An 18,960-nucleotide genomic window follows, 5' to 3' on the forward strand; every position below is an offset into this window, starting at 1 on the left:
AAACCTGTCGACGGCCACGCTGGTAGGCATGAAGACACATATTTTCGCCGCGGTGGCTCTCGCGGCCGCCGCCACGTTCGGGCTGACTGCTTGCGGCGACGACTCCGCCTCCAACGGGACCACGTCGGCAGAGGAGGGCCCCAAGCAGCAGAAGTTCGAGAAGTGCATGGAGGAGCACGGCATGGACGTCCCCGACCCCGGAGAGGTGAAGGAGGGCGAGCTGGACGTCCAAGGCCCTGGGGAATCCTCCGCCGAGCAGGAGGCCGCGCGCGTGGCCTGCGCGAAGTTCGCGCCCGTCCAGGACGCCCCCGAGGACGTCACGAAAGACGACCAGGACCGTGCGCTGAAGAAGGCCGAGTGCTTGCGCAAAGAGGGGATCGCCGCCGAGGATCCCAAGCCGGGAACGGTCGACATCACCATCGAGGAAGGCTCCGAAAGCTCCCAGGAGAAGCTTGTCGATGCATTCGCTATGTGCAACAAGAAATATGGAGGACAGAGCGGCGGTTAGAGGCGCCGAGATCCTTCGGTCACCGCCGCATTACCTTTCTCCGCGTCGGCATCGGCCGCCGCCCCGCCCGTTCACACCGGGTGGGTCGGCGGCCGAACTGCGTGCCCTGGAGCACCGGCAAATCCTCACCCGAAGTGGCATGGCTCGCAGGGGTGTTCAACTGCGCACGGGCAACGGTTGAACAAGCGATCTCGTAGTATCTTCAGGCACCTTGCCGAGCCGTTCGCCGATGCGCTGGAATGATCCGGCCGACTGGGGAAGTGCGTTGGCGGTGGGCGGAATTGTGCTGAGGCGTTCGATGCGCTAAGGAGATGCATTGATGATCCCGTTGTCGTTCGCTCAGCGTCGGTTATGGTTCCTGTCAAGGTTGGAGAATTCCAGCCTCTCCTACAACAACGTCATGGCTTTGGCGTTGCGGGGAGCCGTGAACGTGACGGCACTTGACGCCGCCTTGCGGGATTTGTTAATACGCCACGAATCTTTGCGCACGGTATTCCCCGACATGGATGGCGAGCCTTATCAGCGAATCCTTGATCCGGAGGAGCTCGACTGGGGGCTGACAGTCCGTCACGTTGCGCGCGAGGACGTGGACGAGGCCAGGATGGAGGCGGCCCGCTCCACCTTCGAACTGTCCTCGGACGTGCCCATCCGTGCGGTGCTGCTCACGACCGCGCCGGACGAGCACGTGCTGATCCTGATCGTGCATCACATCGCCACCGACGCGTCGTCCCACCGTCCGCTGGCACGTGACCTGTCGACGGCATACGAAGCGCGGCTGCGCGGTGACGAGCCCGGCTGGGAGCCGCTGCCGGTGCAGTACGCGGACTACACCCTCTGGCAGCGGGAACTTCTGGGGGAGGAGTCCGACCCGGACAGCCGGATCTCGGTCCAGTTGGACCACTGGCGGCGGGTGCTGGCCGGGGCGCCGGAGGAACTGACGCTGCCGGCGGACCGACCGCGTCCCGCCATGGCGGGCGACCGTGGACATCGGGTGCCGCTGACTGTGCCGGCATCGGTGCATCAGCGGCTGGTGGAGGTGGCCAGGGCCGAGGGCGTGACGACCTTCATGGTCCTGCAGACCACGTTGGCGGTGCTGCTGTCGCGGCTCGGGGCCGGCACGGACATTCCGATCGGGTCGCCGATCGCGGGTCGTACCGACGAGGCGCTGGACGACCTGATCGGGTTCTTCGTCAACACCCTGGTCATCCGCACCGACCTGTCGGATGACCCGGAGTTCCGCCAGGCGCTCGCCCGCGTCCGCCGGGCGAGCCTGGAGGCGTTCGCGCACCAGGATGTGCCGTTCGAGCGGCTGGTGGAGGAGCTGGCGCCGGAGCGGTCACTGGCCCGCCACCCGCTCTTCCAGGTCCTGCTCACCCTCCAGAACACGGCGCAGGTGTTCCTGGAGCTGACGGGCGTCACCGCCCGGCCGATCGCACCGAACCTGCCCGTGTCGAAGTTCGACATCGATGTGCACCTGTCGGAGCTCTTCGACGACCAGGGCCGCCCGGCGGGTCTGGACGGGGTCGTCACCGGCGCCGCGGACCTCTTCGACACGCCCACTGTGACTGTGATCGCCGAGCGGTTCGTGCGGGTGTTGGAGGCGGTGACCGCGGACCCGGACGTACGCCTGCACGCGGTGGACGTGTTCGCCCCGCAGGAGCGGGACCGGGTGCTCACCGACTGGAACGACACCGCGGTGGAGCCGGTGGGGTCGTCGTCGGTGGTGGAGTTGTTTGAGCGGCAGGCTTTGCTGGATCCGGTTGCGGTGGCGGTGGTTGCCGATGGCCGGCAGCTGACCTTCGGGGAGTTGGGTGCGGCGGCGAATCGGCTGGCGAACTGGCTTCGGGGCCAGGGTGTGGGTCGCGAGTCGGTGGTGGGGCTTGGGTTGCCTCGGGGTGCGGAGATGATCGTCGGGATCTTGGGGGTGTGGAAGGCGGGGGCGGCGTATCTGCCGATCGATTCTGAGCTGCCGGTGGAGCGAGTGGAGTTCATGCTCGCTGATGCCGGGGTGGATGTGGTGGTCGGTGCACAGGAGTTGGCGTGGTCGGTGGACGCTTCGGATGCGTTGCCTGGGGTGGCGGTGGAGTCGGCGGGGTTGGCGTATGTGATCTACACGTCGGGTTCGACGGGCGTACCCAAGGGTGTGGCGGTGACGCATGGGTCGCTGGCCAACTATGTGTCGTCGGTGTCGTCGCGGTTGGGTTGGGTGGTTCCGGGGGCGAGGTATGCGCTGTTGCAGGCGCAGGTGACGGATCTGGGTAACACGGTGGTGTTCTCCAGTTTGGCCACGGGTGGTCAACTCCACGTGCTGGATGAGGAGTCGGTGACCGATCCGGATGCGGTGGCTGGCTATCTGACTGAGCAGGGTATTGATGCGTTGAAGGTGGTGCCTTCGCATCTGCAGGCGTTGACGTCGGTGGCGGGTGTCGAGGCGCTGTTGCCTGGGCGGTCGGTGGTGCTGGGTGGCGAGGGGGCTTCGGCTGACTGGGTGCGGGAGTTGGTGGAGGCGGCTGCTGCCGGGGGTCGGCGGGTGTTCAACCACTACGGTCCGACGGAGACGACGGTCGGTGTCGCTACCGCCGAGCTGACCGGGGAGTTGGTGGCTGGTGGGGTGGTGCCGGTCGGTACCCCGATCGCCAACACCCGCCTGTACGTCCTGGACGATGCGCTTGCTCCCGCCCCCACGGGTGTCGTCGGTGAGTTGTATGTCGCCGGTGCGGGGCTGGCTCGCGGGTATGTGGGGCGGCCGTCGCTGACGGGTGAGCGGTTCGTGGCCTGCCCCTTCGGCCCTGGTTCCGGTGAGCGGATGTATCGGACCGGGGACCTGGCCAGGTGGACGTCGGATGGGCAGGTGGTGTTCGCGGGGCGTGTGGATGAGCAGGTGAAGGTCCGTGGGTTCCGTGTCGAGCCCGGTGAGATCGAGGCTGTCCTGCGGTCCCATTCGGGCGTCGTCCAGGCGGCGGTCGTCGCCCGTGAGGACACTCCGGGTGACAAGCGCTTGGTGGCTTACGTCGTGGCGGCGGATGGTGGCGAGCCCGAGGGCCTGCGGGAGTTCGTGGCGGCGCGGCTGCCCGATCACATGGTTCCGGCGGCCGTCATCGCGCTGCCGGAGTTGCCGCTGACCGCCAACGGCAAGCTCGATCGCAAGGCTCTGCCCGCCCCCGAGTACGCGAGCGGGAGGGGGCGCGGCCCGGCGACCGTGCAGGAGGAGCTCCTGTGCGGGGCGTTCGCGCACGTGCTGGGTCTGGAAGTGGTCGGGCTGGACGACAACTTCTTCCAGCTGGGCGGACATTCGTTGCTCGCCACCCGGTTGGTGTCGCGGATCCGCGTCGCTCTGGGTGTGGAGCTGCCGCTGCGGACCATATTCGAGAGGCCGACGGCGGCCGGCCTGGCCGCATGGCTGGCGCGCGCGGGATCGGACTCCGTGCGGGCGGCCCCGATGGCCGGAGACCGACCGGAGCGGCTGCCGCTGTCGTTCGCCCAACGCCGGCTGTGGTTCATCGACCAGTTGCAGGGACCGAACCCGACCTACAACAACCCGGCGGCTGTCCGGGTCACCGGCCAGTTGGACGTCCCGGCGCTGGCGACGGCGCTGCGAGATGTGATCGAACGCCATGAGCCCCTGCGCACCCTCTATGGGTCTGTCGACGGCGAGCCGTACCAGCGGATCCAGGCCATGCGGGACGTCGAGTGGGACCTAAAGGTGCGGCAGGTCGGCCCCACCGATGTGGCCGAGGCCGTGTCGCAGGCGCGCGAGTACACGTTCGACCTGGCCGAGGAACTGCCGATCCGAGCAGCGCTGTTCGAGACGGCTGCCGACGAGTACGTGCTGGTACTGGTCATGCACCACATCGCCTCTGACGGCTGGTCGATGAGACCGCTGGGCCGCGACCTGTCGACGGCCTATGCGGCGCGGCTGCGCGGTGAGGCCCCGGTGTGGGAACCGCTGCCGGTGCATTACGCGGACTACGCGTTGTGGCAGCGGGAATTGCTGGGCGAGGAGTCGGACGCGGAGAGCCTGCTGGCCACCCAGATCGAGTACTGGCGGCAGATGCTGGCCGGTGCGCCGGAGGAGCTGGCGCTGCCGACCGACCGTCCACGCCCCGCGGTGGCCGGCCACCGCGGGCATCGGGTGCCGTTCGAGGTGTCCGCGGAAGTGCACCGGCGACTCGTGGAGCTGGCCAGGGCGGAGGGCGTCACCCCCTTCATGGCTCTGCAGGCGTCCTTGGCCGTCCTGCTGTCCAGGCTAGGGGCGGGCACCGACATCCCGATCGGCGCGCCGGTCAGCGGGCGCGCCGACGAGGCGCTGGACGACCTGGTCGGCTTCTTCGTCAACACGCTGGTGCTCCGGACGGACCTGTCGGGGAATCCCGAGTTCCGGCAGGTGCTGGAGCGGGTGCGGGAGGTGAGCCTGGGGGCGCTCGAGCGTCAGGACGTGCCGTTCGAGAGGCTGGTCGAGGAGCTGGCGGTGACGCGGTCACTCAGCCGGTATCCGCTCTTCCAGGCCATGCTCACCCTGCAGAACACCGACTCTGCCGAGCTCGACCTACCCGGCGCCCACGTCGCGGTAGGTACCTCCGAGATCGAGGTTGCAGCCGCCCAACCCGCGCGGTACGACCTGCACCTGACGGTCGGCGAGACGTTCGACGACCAGGACCGCCCGGCGGGCCTTCGCGCCCTGCTCACCTTGTCCGCGGATCTGTTCGACGAATCCACCGCGTCCAAGGTCGCTGCCTGGTATGTCCGGGTTCTGGAAAGCGTGACCGCGGACGCGGGCCTGCGGCTGCACGAGGTGGACCTGCTCGACGCCCGCGAGCGGGACCAGGTGCTCATCGAGTGGAACGACACCGCCGTGCCCCACGCGCGCCCGGCGTTCCCCGGCCTGTTCCAGAACCAGGTCGCCGCGACCCCGGACGCGACAGCCCTGGTGGCCGACGCCGTCGAGGTGACGTATCGGGAGCTCGACGCGTCGGCTGGTCGGCTGGCCCGATACCTGCGCGGTCGGGGCGTGGGCGCCGAGTCGGTGGTGGGGCTCTGCCTGCCCCACGGCATCGAGATGATCACGGCGATCCTGGGCGTGTGGCAGGCCGGCGCGGCCTACCTTCCCATCGACGGGAGCCTGCCGTCCGAGCGCATCGCGTTCATGCTGGCGGACAGCGGAGCGAGCGTGCTCCTGACGGACCGCGACTCGACTCCCGCGCACACGGACCGGCCGGTGGACGTGCCGGTGGTGTGGATCGACGAGGCGATGCGCTCGGTGGCTTCCGCCGAACCAGAACTCACCGAACCTGCCACATCGGCCACGGTGGACCCCGCCGCCCTGGCGTACGTGATGTACACGTCCGGATCGACGGGCTCGCCGAAGGGAGTCCTGGTCACTCACGGAGCGGTGGCCAACTACGTGGCCTCGGTGACCGACCGGCTCGGTTGGGCGGGTGCGGGCTCGCGGTACGCGCTGCTGCAGCCGCAGGTGACCGACCTGGGCAACACCGTGGTGTTCGGCTGCCTGGCGACCGGCGGTCAGTTGCACGTTCTCGACTCCGAGGCGGTGACCGATCCGGCTGCCGTGACCGACTATCTGCGAGAACAGCGGATCGACTTCGTCAAAGCAGTGCCGTCACACCTGGCCGCGCTGTCCGCGGACGCCGGAGTGGAGGCCGTGCTGCCCGCCCGCTCCCTGGTGCTCGGCGGGGAGGCCGCACCAGCGGCCTGGACACGCGACGTGGTCGAGGCGGCCGCGGGTCGTCAGGTGTTCAACCACTACGGCCCGACGGAGACCACGGTCGGCGTCGCCACCGCCGAGCTTTCCCCCGCCATCGTGGCCGGGGGTGTGATCCCGATCGGCCGGCCCCTGGCGAACACCCGGCTGTACGTGCTCGACGACGTACTCGCCGCCGTTCCGCCGGGCGTCGTCGGCGAGTTGTACGTCGCTGGGGAACCGCTGGCACGCGGCTACGTCGGCCGGCCGGGGCTGACCGGCGAGCGATTCGTGGCCTGCCCCTTCGGCGCTGGTGCGCGGATGTATCGCACCGGGGACCTGGCGAAGTGGAGCGCGCAGGGGCAGTTGGTGTTCGCCGGACGTGCCGACACCCAGCTGAAGATCCGCGGCTACCGCGTCGAAGCCGGTGAGGTCGAATCCGTCCTGCTGGAGCACCCCGCCGTTTCCCGCACCGCGGTGATCGCGAGCCAGGACGGGACCGGTGGCGACCGGCTGGTCGCCTACGTCGTGCTCGCCGGGGACGGGCCCACCAAAGCGGACCTACGGGAGTTCGTGGCCCGGCGGTTGCCCGAATACATGGTCCCGGCAGCGTTCGTCACACTCCCGGAACTGCCGCTGGCCGCCAACGGCAAACTCGATCGCAAGGCCCTACCGCTCCCCGACGCGACACCGGGCGCTGACACCGACCGGGCACCGGCGAACGAGACCGAGGCCGCGCTCTGCGGGATCTTCGCCGACGTGCTGGGGCTGGAGTCCGTCGGAGTGGACGACAGCTTCTTCGAGCTCGGCGGCCACTCCCTGCTCGCGATCCGGCTGCTGTCCCGGATCCGCAGCAGGCAGGCCGCAGAAGTCAAGATCAGGACGCTCTTCGAGACCCCCACACCGGCCGGTCTCGCGGCCCTGATCGCCGGCCCCCGGCATGACCGGGCCCGCCTCCCGCTGCGCGCAAGGACATGCCCAGAGCGCCCGCCGTTGTCGTTCGCGCAGCAACGACTCTGGTTCCTGGACCAGTTGGAGGGGCCGAGCCCGACGTACAACCTCTCCCTCGCGGTGCGGCTGACCGGCACGCTGGACGTCGCCGCGTTGGACGCGGCGCTGCGGGACGTCATCGCTCGACACGCACCGTTGCGCAGTATCTACCACTCCACGGACGGTGAGCCCTACCAGCAGATCCTCGACCCGGACGAGCTGGACGAGCTGGACTGGGACGTCACGGTGACCGAGGTGGAGCCAGATGCGCTGAAGGCTGCCGCAGCACAGGCTGCGAACTACGCGTTCGACCTGTCGGCGGAGCTGCCGATCCGGGCGTGCCTGCTCGAGCTCGGACCCGACGATCGGGCTCTCATACTGGTCGTCCATCACATCGCCACTGACGGCTGGTCCCATCGTCTGCTGGGCCGCGACCTGTCCACTGCTTATGAGGTGCGGCTGCGCGGTCAGGCTCCAGGGTGGGAGTCGTTGCCGGTGCAGTACGCCGATTACGCGGTGTGGCAGCGGGAGTTGCTGGGTGAGGAGTCTGATCCCGAGAGCCTGCTGTCGCGGCAGGTGGAGTACTGGCGGCAGGCGCTGGCGGGTGCTCCGGAGGAGTTGGAGCTGCCGGTGGACCGGCAGCGTCCGGCGGTGGCCAGTCATCGGGGTCATCGGGTGCCGGTGCGGATACCGGTCGGGGTGCATCAGCGGTTGGTGGAGCTGGCGCGGGCCGAGGGCGTGACGACGTTCATGGTCCTGCAGGCCGCGCTGGCCGTGACCCTGTCGCGGCTCGGGGCGGGGACGGACATCCCCGTCGGCTCGGCGGTGGCGGGCCGCACCGACGACGCACTGGACGACCTGGTCGGGTTCTTCGTCAACACGCTCGTGATCCGCACTGATCTGTCCGGCGACCCGGAGTTCCGGCAGGTCCTGGCGCGGGTGCGGGAGGCGAGCCTGGCCGCGTTCGCGCACCAGGATGTGCCGTTCGAGCGGCTGGTCGAGGAGCTGGCATCAGAGCGGTCGCTGGTGCGACACCCTCTGTTCCAGGTCATGCTGACGCTGCGCAACCTGGACCGAGCGGTACTCGAACTGCCCGACATCGACACCGAGGCGCTTCACGGTGCAGGGAGCTCCGCACGGTTCGACCTGGACTTGGCGTTGCACGAGGTGGTCGACGACCAGGGCCGGCCGGCGGGGCTGGAGGGCTCCGTGACTGCCGCCGTGGACCTGTTCGAGGCGGAGACGGCTTCCAGGCTTGCGGACTGGTTTGTGGGTGTGGTGGATGCGGTCACTGCTGCTCCGGATGTTGCTTTGCATGCGGTGGACGTGCTCGATGCGGCCGAGCGGGATCTTGTGGTCGGGCAGTGGAATGAGACTGCTGTGGCCGTGCCTGATGTGGGTTTGGTGGAGCGGTTCGAGGGGTGGGCGGCCAGGTGCCCGGACGCGGTCGCGGTGGTGGCCGGCGGCCGGGAGGTGTCGTATGGGGAGTTGAATCAGCGGGCGAACCGGTTGGCGTGGTGGTTGATGGCGCGGGGGGCGGGGCCGGAGCGGTTTGTGGCGGTGGCCTTGCCTCGCACGGTCGAGCTGCTGGTGGCGTTGTTGGCGGTGGCGAAATCGGGCGCGGGGTATCTGCCGCTGGATATGGATTATCCGGCCGAGCGGCTGGAGTTCATGCTCGCGGAGTCCGCGCCGGTGACGGTGCTGTCGTCCGTGCAGCTGGCGGGGCTGGTGCCGGGTGCAGGCCCGGTGGCGCTGGTGGACGATGCGGTGACGGCTGCTGAGATCGGGGCGTGTTCGGCGGCGAATGTGACGGATGGGGACCGCCGGGTGCCGGTGGTGGGCGGGCATCCGATGTATGTCATCTACACCTCTGGGTCGACGGGGCGGCCCAAGGGTGTGGTGGTCTCGCGTGCGGCGCTGGTGAATCTGCTGGTTGGGATGCAGCAGCAGCTGGGTCTGAGCCGTGAGGATCGGCTGCTGGCGCTGACGACGGTCGGGTTCGACATCGCTGGTCTGGAACTGTTCTTGCCGCTGATTCAGGGTGCGGCGGTGGTGATGGGCGCCAAGGAGCTGGTCTATGACCAGGATGCCTTCGGCCGCACGATCCAGGAGAGCGGGGCGAGTGTCGTTCAGGCCACGCCGACGTTGTGGCGGTCGGTGCTGGCCGGTGGTCGGGTGGATCTGGGCGGGGTGCGGGTGCTGGTGGGTGGCGAGGCGCTGCCCGCGGATCTCGCGGCCCGGCTGGCGCAGGCGGCGGCCGGGGTGGTGAATGTGTACGGGCCGACGGAGACGACGGTCTGGTCCACATTGGCACAGATCGAGGCGGGCCATGTCGGGGAGCCGTTGATCGGCGGGCCGATCGCCAATACCCGGCTGTATGTACTGGATGAGGGTTTGCGGCCGGTGCCGGTGGGGGTGGCGGGTGAGTTGTATATCGCTGGTGCCGGGGTGGCGCGTGGCTACTTGGGCCGTCCGGGGCTGACGGGTGAGCGGTTCGTGGCCTGCCCCTTTGGCCCTGGTTCCGGTGAGCGGATGTACCGGACCGGGGACCGGGTGCGGTGGACCCGGGAGGGACAGCTCGCCTTCCTGGGCCGGGCGGATGAGCAGGTGAAGGTCCGCGGGTTCCGTATCGAGCCCGGGGAGATCGAAGCGGCCCTGCTGACCGACCCGAACGTCGCACAAGCCGCGGTGGTTGTACGCGAGGACAACCCGGGTGACAAGCGGTTGGTGGCCTACCTCGTGCCGGCCGACACCGAGGATCTCGACTTCGATGATCTGCGTGCCCTCGTGGCCAGCCGGTTGCCGGAGTACATGGTCCCGGCCGCGTTCGTGACGCTGCCGGAACTGCCGCTGACGGCCAATGGCAAACTCGACCGCAAGGCCCTGCCCGCCCCCGAGTACACCGCAGGCGCCGGCCGCGGACCGGCCACCGTCCAGGAAGAGATCCTCTGCGCCGCCTTCGCCGACGTGCTGGGGCTGGAGTCCGTCGGTGTGGACGACAACTTCTTCCAGCTCGGCGGACACTCGCTGCTTGCTGTGCGGCTGGTCTCGCGGATCCGCGCCGTGCTGGGAGTGGAGATCGGGGTCCGGGCCCTGTTCGAGGCACCCACCGTCGCCGGACTGGCCACGCGTCTCACCGATGAGGGCGCGGGCCCGGCTCGTCTGCCGTTGCGGGCGGGAGTGCGGCCGGAGCGGGTTGGGTTGTCCTTCGCACAGCAGCGGCTGTGGTTCCTGGCCCAGTTGGAGGGTCCCAGCCCGACGTACAACATTCCCACCCCGGTCCGGATGCGTGGAGTGGACGTCGGGGCGTTGGGTGCGGCGTTGCGGGATGTGATCGTGCGGCACGAGTCGCTGCGGACGGTCTTCCCGGCCGTGGACGGCGAGCCCTACCAGCACATCCTGGACCCGCAGGACTTGGAATGGGATCTTCAGGTCTCCCAGGTGGAGCCGGAGGAGCTGGCCGGGGCGGTGGCCCAGGCGTCGCGGTATGCCTTCGACCTGTCGAGTGAGCTGCCGATCAAGGCGTGGCTGTTCCAGGTCGACCAGGACGAGGAGGTCGGCCAGGACGAGCAGGTGCTGGTGGTGGTCATGCACCACATCGCCTCCGACGGCTGGTCTCGTGGTCCTCTCGCGAGGGATGTCTCCACTGCTTATGAGGCGCGGCTGCGGGGTGAGGCTCCGGGGTGGGAGTCGTTGCCGGTGCAGTACGCCGATTACACGGTGTGGCAGCGGGAGTTGCTGGGTGAGGAGTCGGACCCGGACAGCCTGCTGTCGCAGCAGGTGGAGTACTGGCGGCAGACGCTGGCCGGCGCCCCGGAAGAGTTGGCGTTGCCGATGGATCGACCACGTCCTGCGGTGGCTGGGCGTGTCGGTCACGCGGTGCAGGTTCGGGTGCCGACGTCCGTGCACGAGCAGCTGATCGACCTTGCCCGCGCCGAGGGCGTGACGGTGTTCATGGTGGCGCAGGCGGCGCTGGCGGTGACGTTGTCGCGGTTGGGTGCCGGCACCGACATCCCGATCGGGTCGCCGATCGCGGGCCGCACGGATGAGGCGTTGGACGACCTGGTGGGGTTCTTCGTCAACACGCTGGTCATTCGCACGGATCTGTCGGGGGACCCGGAGTTTCGGCAGATGCTGGGCCGGGTGCGGGAGGCGAGCCTGGGTGCGTTGGCGCGCCAGGATGTGCCGTTCGAGCGGTTGGTGGAGGAACTGGCGCCGGAGCGGTCGTTGGCGCGGCATCCGCTGTTCCAGGTGATGCTGACGGTCCAGAACGTCGAGCGCGCCGCGCTGGAGCTGCCCGAGGCGAATGCCGGGGGTGTGCCGCTGGAACTGGACAGCTCGATGTCGGTGTCGAAGTTCGACCTTGAGATGTCGTTGTCGGAGGTGGTTGACGAGGAGGGTCGTCCGGCAGGACTGCGAGGCACGCTCATCGCGTCGGCGGACCTGTTCGAGGCGGAGACGGCCGAGCGGATAACGGTGTGGTTCGGTCGCGTACTGGAGTCGGTGACCGCGACCCCCGGGCTGCGGCTGTGCCAGGTGGACGTACTCGACTCGGACGAGCGTGCGCAGTTGGTGTCGGGCTGGAACGACACGGCGTCGGAGGTGTCGGGTGTATCGGTGCCGGCGTCCTTCGAACGGTGGGTGGCCGAGGCTCCCGATTCGGCGGCGGTGGTGTTTGAGGGTGTGGAGCTGACCTACGGCGATGTGGATGCGGCGGCGAATCGGCTGGCGCATTGGCTTCGTGGTCGGGGTGTGGGTCGTGAGTCGGTGGTGGGGCTGCGGTTGCCGCGTGGCCCGGAGATGGTCGTGGGGATTCTCGGGGTGTGGAAGGCAGGCGCGGCGTATCTGCCGATCGATACGGCGCTTCCGGCGGAGCGGGTGGAGGTCATGCTCGCTGATGCCGGGGTGGGAGTTGTCGTTGGTGTGGAGGATCTGGAGCGGTCGGCCGGCTCTTCCGTCGCGGCTCTGAAGGTGGAGGTTGATCCGGCCTCGCTGGCGTATGTGATCTTTACGTCGGGGTCGACTGGGACGCCGAAGGGTGTGGGCGTCTCGCATGGTTCGGTGGCGAATTTGGTGTCGGTGTTTGGTCCGGTGATGGGTGCGGGTCCGGGCGTGGGGGTGTTGCAGTTCGCGTCGTTCAGTTTCGACGCCTCTGTGCTGGATGTGGCGGTGGCTCTCGCTTCGGGTGCCACGTTATGGATCGCGAGTGAGGAGCAGCGTCGGGAGCCGCGGCGGTTGCGGGAGTTGGAGGGGGTGGGGGCGGCGAGTGTGGTGCCGTCGCTGCTGGAGGTGCTGGATCCGGACGATCTGGCGCAGGTCGGGCCCATGGTGGTGGGGTCCGAGGCGGTCAGTGAGGCCGTGGCGCGCACCTGGTCGCCGGGGCGCGATCTGGTGCATGCCTACGGTCCGACCGAGGCGACGGTCATCACGGCGATCGGGACGGTGGACCCGGGGCGACCGGGCACGGTGCCGTTCGGCGGTCCGGTCGCCAACACCCGTCTGTATGTGGTGGATGACTTCCTTCAGCCGGTGCCGGTTGGGGTGGCGGGTGAGCTGTATGTGGCCGGTGCCGGGTTGGCGCGTGGCTATGTGGGCCGTCCGGGACTGACGGGTGAGCGGTTCGTGGCCTGCCCCTTCGGTACCGGGGAGCGGATGTATCGGACCGGGGACCTGGCGAAGTGGACGTCGGATGGGCAGTTGCTGTTCGCGGGGCGTGCGGATGAGCAGGTGAAGATTCGCGGTTTCCGTATCGAGCCGGGAGAGATCGAAGCCGTCCTGCTCACCCATGCCGAGGTTGGCCAGGCCGCGGTGATCGCCCGCGAGGACGGCCCCGGCGACCGCCAGTTGGTGGCCTATGTGGTGGCCGGTGAGAGCGCGGAGCCCGAAGGGCTGCGGGAGTTGGTGGCCTCGCGGTTGCCGGAGTACATGGTCCCGGCCGCGTTCGTGACGCTTGCGGAGTTGCCGCTGACGACCAACGGCAAGCTGGACCGCAAGGCCCTCCCGGAGCCGGAGTTCGCCACCGGTGCAGGGCGTGCGCCGGCCACGGTCCAGGAAGAGATCCTGTGCGCGGTCTTCGCCGAGATCCTGGGCGTGGATGTCGTCGGGGTCGACGACAACTTCTTCCAGCTCGGCGGCCACTCCCTGCTCGCCGTCCGGCTGGTCGAGCGGCTGCGGGACCGGGGTGTGCCTGTTTCCGTACGGGCGCTGTTCGAGACGCCGACGCCCGCGGGCCTGGCGGGGGCGGCAGGTGTCGGCGTTGTCGAGGTGCCGGAGAACCTGATCCCCGCAGACGCCGAGCAGATCACGCCGGACATGTTGCCCCTGGTGGAGCTGGAGCAGACCGAGATCGACCGGATCGTGGCGGCGGTCGACGGTGGGGCAGCGAATGTGGCGGACATCTATCCGCTGGCGCCGCTGCAGGAAGGCATGTTCTTCCACCACCTCATGGCTGGCGAGGGCGAAGATGTCTACCTCACCGCTCGGGTGTTGGAGTTCGACTCCCGCTCCCGGCTGGACGAGTTCGCGCGAGCGTTGCAGCAGGTCGTCGACCGGCACGACATCTACCGCACGGGTGTGGTGTGGGAGGGCCTGCGTGAGCCTGCGCAGGTGGTGTGGCGGCAGGCCGCACTCCCTGTCATCGAACACACTCTGGAGGCCGAGGGCACGGAACCGGACTCAGCGGTCGAGGACTTGATGGCACGAGCCGGGTCGGTAATGGATCTGGGTCGTGCGCCGCTGGTGGACGTGCATGTGGCCGAGGCGGTGGAGGGCCGTTGGCTGGCCGTCGTGCGGATGCATCACGTGGTGCAGGACCACCTCGGCATGGACGTCCTGTTGGACGAGCTGCGAGCCGTGCTGTCCGGGAGGGTCGCAGACCTGGCGCCGGCGTTGCCGTTCCGCAACTTCGTGGCGCAGACGCGTGCGGTGCCGCGTGAGGAGCACGAGCGGTTCTTCGCCGAACTGCTCGGAGACGTCACCGAGCCCACCGCCCCCTACGGGGTGCTGGAAGTCCAGGGGGACGACGCTGACCTCCGCGCCGAGCTGTTGCCTCTGCCCGGCCAGATGACCGAGGCCCTGCGCCGGGTGGCGCGCGAGCTGGGCGTCAGCGCGGCGACCGTACTGCACGTGGCCTGGGCACGGGTCCTGGCCACCTTGGCGGGGCGGGAGGACGTGGTGTTCGGCACGGTGCTGTTCGGCCGGATGAACGCCGGCGCGGGCGCCGACCGGGTGCTCGGCCCGTTCATCAACACGCTGCCGGTACGCCTACGGACCGGCGATGTCGGGGTACGCGCCGCGGTCGAGACGATGCGGGACCAACTGGCCGGACTGCTGGAGCACGAGCACGCTCCGCTGGCCGTCGCCCAGCGGACGAGCGGAGCCGCGGGGGATGCTCCCCTTTTCACCTCGCTGTTCAATTACCGCCACGTCGTTCAGCAGACAGACGACGCGAACGGACAACGGCAGCTCGAGGGAATCCAGCATATTTCTCGACGGGAGCGGACCAACTATCCGCTCACCGTGGCAATCAATGACCTTGGGCCGAACGATCTCAGTATCAGTGTGGAAGCCGTCAAGCCGATTGATGCGACCGCCGTGTGCCACTTGCTGCGCGTGGCGATAGGAAGCGTGCTGGAGGCACTGGCCGACACGCTGAACGGAGCTCCCGAGACTCGACTCGGCGCGTTGAACATTCTTGAGCTTCGCGAGCGGGATCGGCTGTTGGCGGAGTGGAATGACACGGCTGTGCCGGTGGACTCCGTGACAATTCCGGGGTTGTTTGCGGAGCGGGCGTCCGAGTCTCCGGATTCGGCGGCGGTCGTGTTTGAGGGTGTGGAGCTGACGTACGGCGCGTTGGATGTGGCGGCGAATCGGCTGGCGCATTGGCTTCGTGGTCGGGGTGTGGGTCGTGAGTCGGTGGTGGGGCTGCGGTTGCCGCGTGGTCCGGAGATGGTCGTGGGGATTCTCGGGGTGTGGAAGGCGGGCGCGGCGTATCTGCCGATCGATTCTGCGCTGCCGGCCGAGCGGGTGGAGGTCATGCTCGTCGACGCTGGGGTGGAGGTCGTGGTTGGGGTGGAGGAGTTGGAGGCATCTGCCGATGCGTCGGGGATGGCACTGGATGTGGCTGTCGATCCTGCCTCGCTGGCGTATGTGATCTTCACGTCGGGGTCGACCGGGGTGCCGAAGGGTGTGGGGGTTTCGCATGGTTCGGTGGCGAATTTGGTGTCGGTGTTTGGTCCGGTGATGGGTGCGGGTCCGGGTGTGGGGGTGTTGCAGTTCGCGTCGTTCAGTTTCGACGCCTCTGTGCTGGATGTGGCGGTGGCGTTGTCGTCGGGCGCGGCGTTGTGGATCGCGAGTGAGGAGCAGCGTCGGGAGCCGCGGCGGTTGAGGGAGTTGGAGGGGGTGGGGGCGGCGAGTGTGGTGCCGTCGTTGCTGGAGGTGCTGGATCCGCAGGATCTGGCCCGGGTCGGCACGGTGCTGGTGGGTGCGGAGGCGGTCAGCGAGAGTGTGGCGCGACGGTGGTCGGAGGGGCGTCGGCTGGTCAACACCTATGGGCCGACCGAGGCGACGGTGATGGTGGCTGCCGAGACGGTGGACGCCGGCCGTTCGGGTGTGGTGCCGTTCGGCCGTCCGATCGCCAACACCCGTCTGTATGTGGTGGATGACGCCCTTGAGCCGGTTCCGGTCGGCGTTGCGGGTGAGGTGTACGTGGCCGGTGCCGGGTTGGCGCGTGGCTATGTGGGCCGTCCGCAGCTGACGGGTGAGCGGTTCGTGGCCTGCCCCTTCGGTCCGGGTTCCGGTGAGCGGATGTACCGGACTGGGGACCTGGCGAAGTGGACTGCGGACGGGCAGTTGGTGTTCGCGGGGCGTGCGGATGAGCAGGTGAAGATTCGCGGTTTCCGTATCGAGCCGGGCGAGATCGAAGCCGTTCTGCTGACTGATCCGAACGTGACGCGGGCCGCGGTGATCGCCCGTGAGGACGGCCCCAGTGACCGCCAGTTGGTGGCCTATGTGGTGCCCAACGGCCACGATCCGGAAGGCTTAAGGGAGTTGGTGGCTTCGCGGTTGCCGGAGTACATGGTGCCGGCCGCGTTCGTGATGCTGCCGGAGTTGCCGCTGACGACCAACGGCAAGCTGGACCGCAAGGCCCTCCCGGAGCCGGAGTTCGCCACCGGTGCAGGGCGTGCGCCGGCCACGGTCCAGGAAGAGATCCTGTGCGCGGTCTTCGCCGAGATCCTGGGCGTGGATGTCGTCGGGGTCGACGACAACTTCTTCCAGCTCGGCGGCCACTCCCTGCTCGCCGTCCGGCTGGTCGAGCGGCTGCGCGTCCGGGGTGTGCCTGTTTCCGTACGGGCGCTGTTCGAGACGCCGACGCCTGCCGGCCTGGCGGGGGCGGCAGGTGTCGGCGTTGTCGAGGTGCCGGAGAACCTGATCCCCGCAGACGCCGAGCAGATCACGCCCGAGATGTTGCCGCTGGTGGAGCTGGAGCAGACCGAGATCGACCGGGTGGTCGCAACGGTCGAGGGCGGGGCGTCGAATGTGGCGGATGTCTATCCGCTGGCGCCGCTGCAGGAAGGCATGTTCTTCCACCACCTCATGGCCGGCGGTGGCGGGGACGTGTATCTCACCGTGAGGGTAGTGGAGTTCGACTCCCGCTACCGGCTAAATGAGTTCGCGCGGGCGTTGCAGCAGGTGGTGGATCGGCACGACATCTACCGCACGGGTGTGGTGTGGGAGGGCCTGCGTGAGCCTGTGCAGGTGGTGTGGCGGCACGCGGACTTGCCGGTCGTCGAGCACTCCCTGGAGTTCGACTCCATGGAATCGAAGCAGCGTGGGCAGGCGCTGGTCGCCAGGGCCGGACTCGTGATGGACCTTGTCCGCGCGCCGTTGATGGACCTGCACGTGGCCGAGGCACCCGAGGGCCACTGGTTGGCAGTCGTACGGATGCATCACATGGTGCAGGACCACGTCGGCATGGACGTGCTGTTGGACGAGCTGCGCGCGGTGCTGTCCGGTGCCGCCGACCAGTTGGCCCCCGCACTGCCGTTCCGCAACTTCGTCGCGCAGACGCGTGCGGTTCCCCGCGAGGAACACGAGCGGTTCTTCGCCGACCTGCTCGGAGACGTCACCGAACCCACCGCCCCCTACGGGCTGTTGGACGTACGTGGCGACGGGTCGGATGTGGTCCGTGAGTTGCTGAACGTGCCAGACGCCGTGGTGGTCGAGTTGCGGCGGGTGGCACGCGAGCTGGGTGTCAGCCCGGCGACCGTATTGCATGTGGCGTGGGCGCGGGTTCTGGCCACCCTCGTGGGCCGGGATGACGTGGTGTTCGGCACCATGCTCTTCGGCCGGATGAACGCGGGTGCGGGTGCCGACCGGGTGCTGGGTCCGTTCATGAACTCGTTGCCGGTGCGGGTGCGGACCGCTGGTGTCGGGGTGCGTGCGGCCGTTGAGGAGATGCGGGACCAGCTGGCGGCGTTGCTGGAGCATGAGCATGCGCCGCTGGCGATGGCCCAGCGGGCGAGCGGCGTCACAGGCGACGTACCCCTGTTCACGTCGCTGTTCAACTACCGGCACACCACGCCTGAGGTTGTTGACGAGGAGCGCCCGCTCGAAGGGATCCGCACGATCTCCGCCCGGGATCAGACCAACTACCCCCTGGCTGTGGGGGTGGGCGACGACGGCGTGGGGCTGCACGTGAGTGTGCTGGCGGTCGACAGTCTGGATCCGCGGGCGTTGGGTCGGATGGTGTGCATTGCGACGGAGGGTGTGGTCGCTGCGCTCACCGAGGTCGTGAACGGCGGCTCGGATGTGGCGTTGGGTGCGGTGGATGTGCTGGGTGTGGATGAGCGTGAGTTGTTGGTGTGGGGGTGGAATGACACGGCCGTCGATGTGTCGGGTGTGTCGGGTGTGTCGGTGGTGGAGCTGTTCGGGCGGCGGGTGCGGGAGGTTCCTGGGGCGGTTGCGGTGGTGTTTGAGGGTGTGGAGCTCACCTACGGCGAGTTGGATGTGCGGTCGAATCGGCTGGCGCATTTCTTGCGGGGTCAGGGTGTGGGTGCTGAGTCGGTGGTGGGTTTGTGTCTGCCGCGGGGTGGTGACTTGGTTGCGGGGATGTTGGGTGTGTTGAAGGCGGGGGCGGCGTTTTTGCCGTTGGATGCGGGTCTGCCGGTGGAGCGTGTGGCGCACATGCTGGCGGACAGTCGTGTGGGGTTGGTGCTGGGGGTGGCGGAGACGCTGGAGGATCTGCCGGCTGGGCGGGTGCGGATGGTGGCCCTCGATGATCCGATGACGGCGATGTTGGTGGATGCGTGTGCTGATGTGCCGCCTGAGGTGGCGGTTGATGCGGCGGGGTTGGCCTACGTCATCTACACGTCGGGCTCGACGGGCACTCCGAAGGGTGTGGCCGTCGCTCATGGGGGTGTGGTCAATCTGGTGGCCGCGCAGGGTGAGCGGTTTGCCGTGGAGCGCGGTTCGCGGGTGTTGCAGTTCGCTTCGGTGGGTTTTGATGCGGCGGTTTCTGAGGTGTTGGTGACGCTGTGCGCGGGTGCGGGGCTGGTGATGGCGTCGGCGGATGAGTTGTTGCCGGGGGGCGGCCTGGTGGAGTTGGTGGCGCGTCACGGGGTGACGCATACGACGTTGCCGCCGGCGGTGCTGGGTGCGTTGGGCGGTGACGATCTGGCCTCGGTGACCACGCTGGTGTCTGCGGGTGAGGCGCTGGATGCGGAGTTGGTGGCGCGGTGGGCCGCGGGCAGGCGGTTGATCAACG

General features: G+C 68.7%; 2 protein-coding genes. Both read left to right on the top strand.

Annotated features, from left to right (window positions below):
- The first annotated feature begins 28 nt into the window (after positions 1–28).
- Positions 29–508: a hypothetical protein gene (locus ACWD02_RS17265; protein WP_451210751.1), complete on the top strand. Its 480-nt coding sequence runs from the start codon at positions 29–31 to the stop codon at positions 506–508.
- Positions 509–827: 319 nt separating this feature from the next.
- Positions 828–18,960: amino acid adenylation domain-containing protein (locus ACWD02_RS17270; protein WP_451210754.1), on the top strand; the 18,133-nt coding region annotated here is incomplete at its 3' end.

This window comes from Streptomyces sp. NPDC002853 (assembly GCF_053591915.1).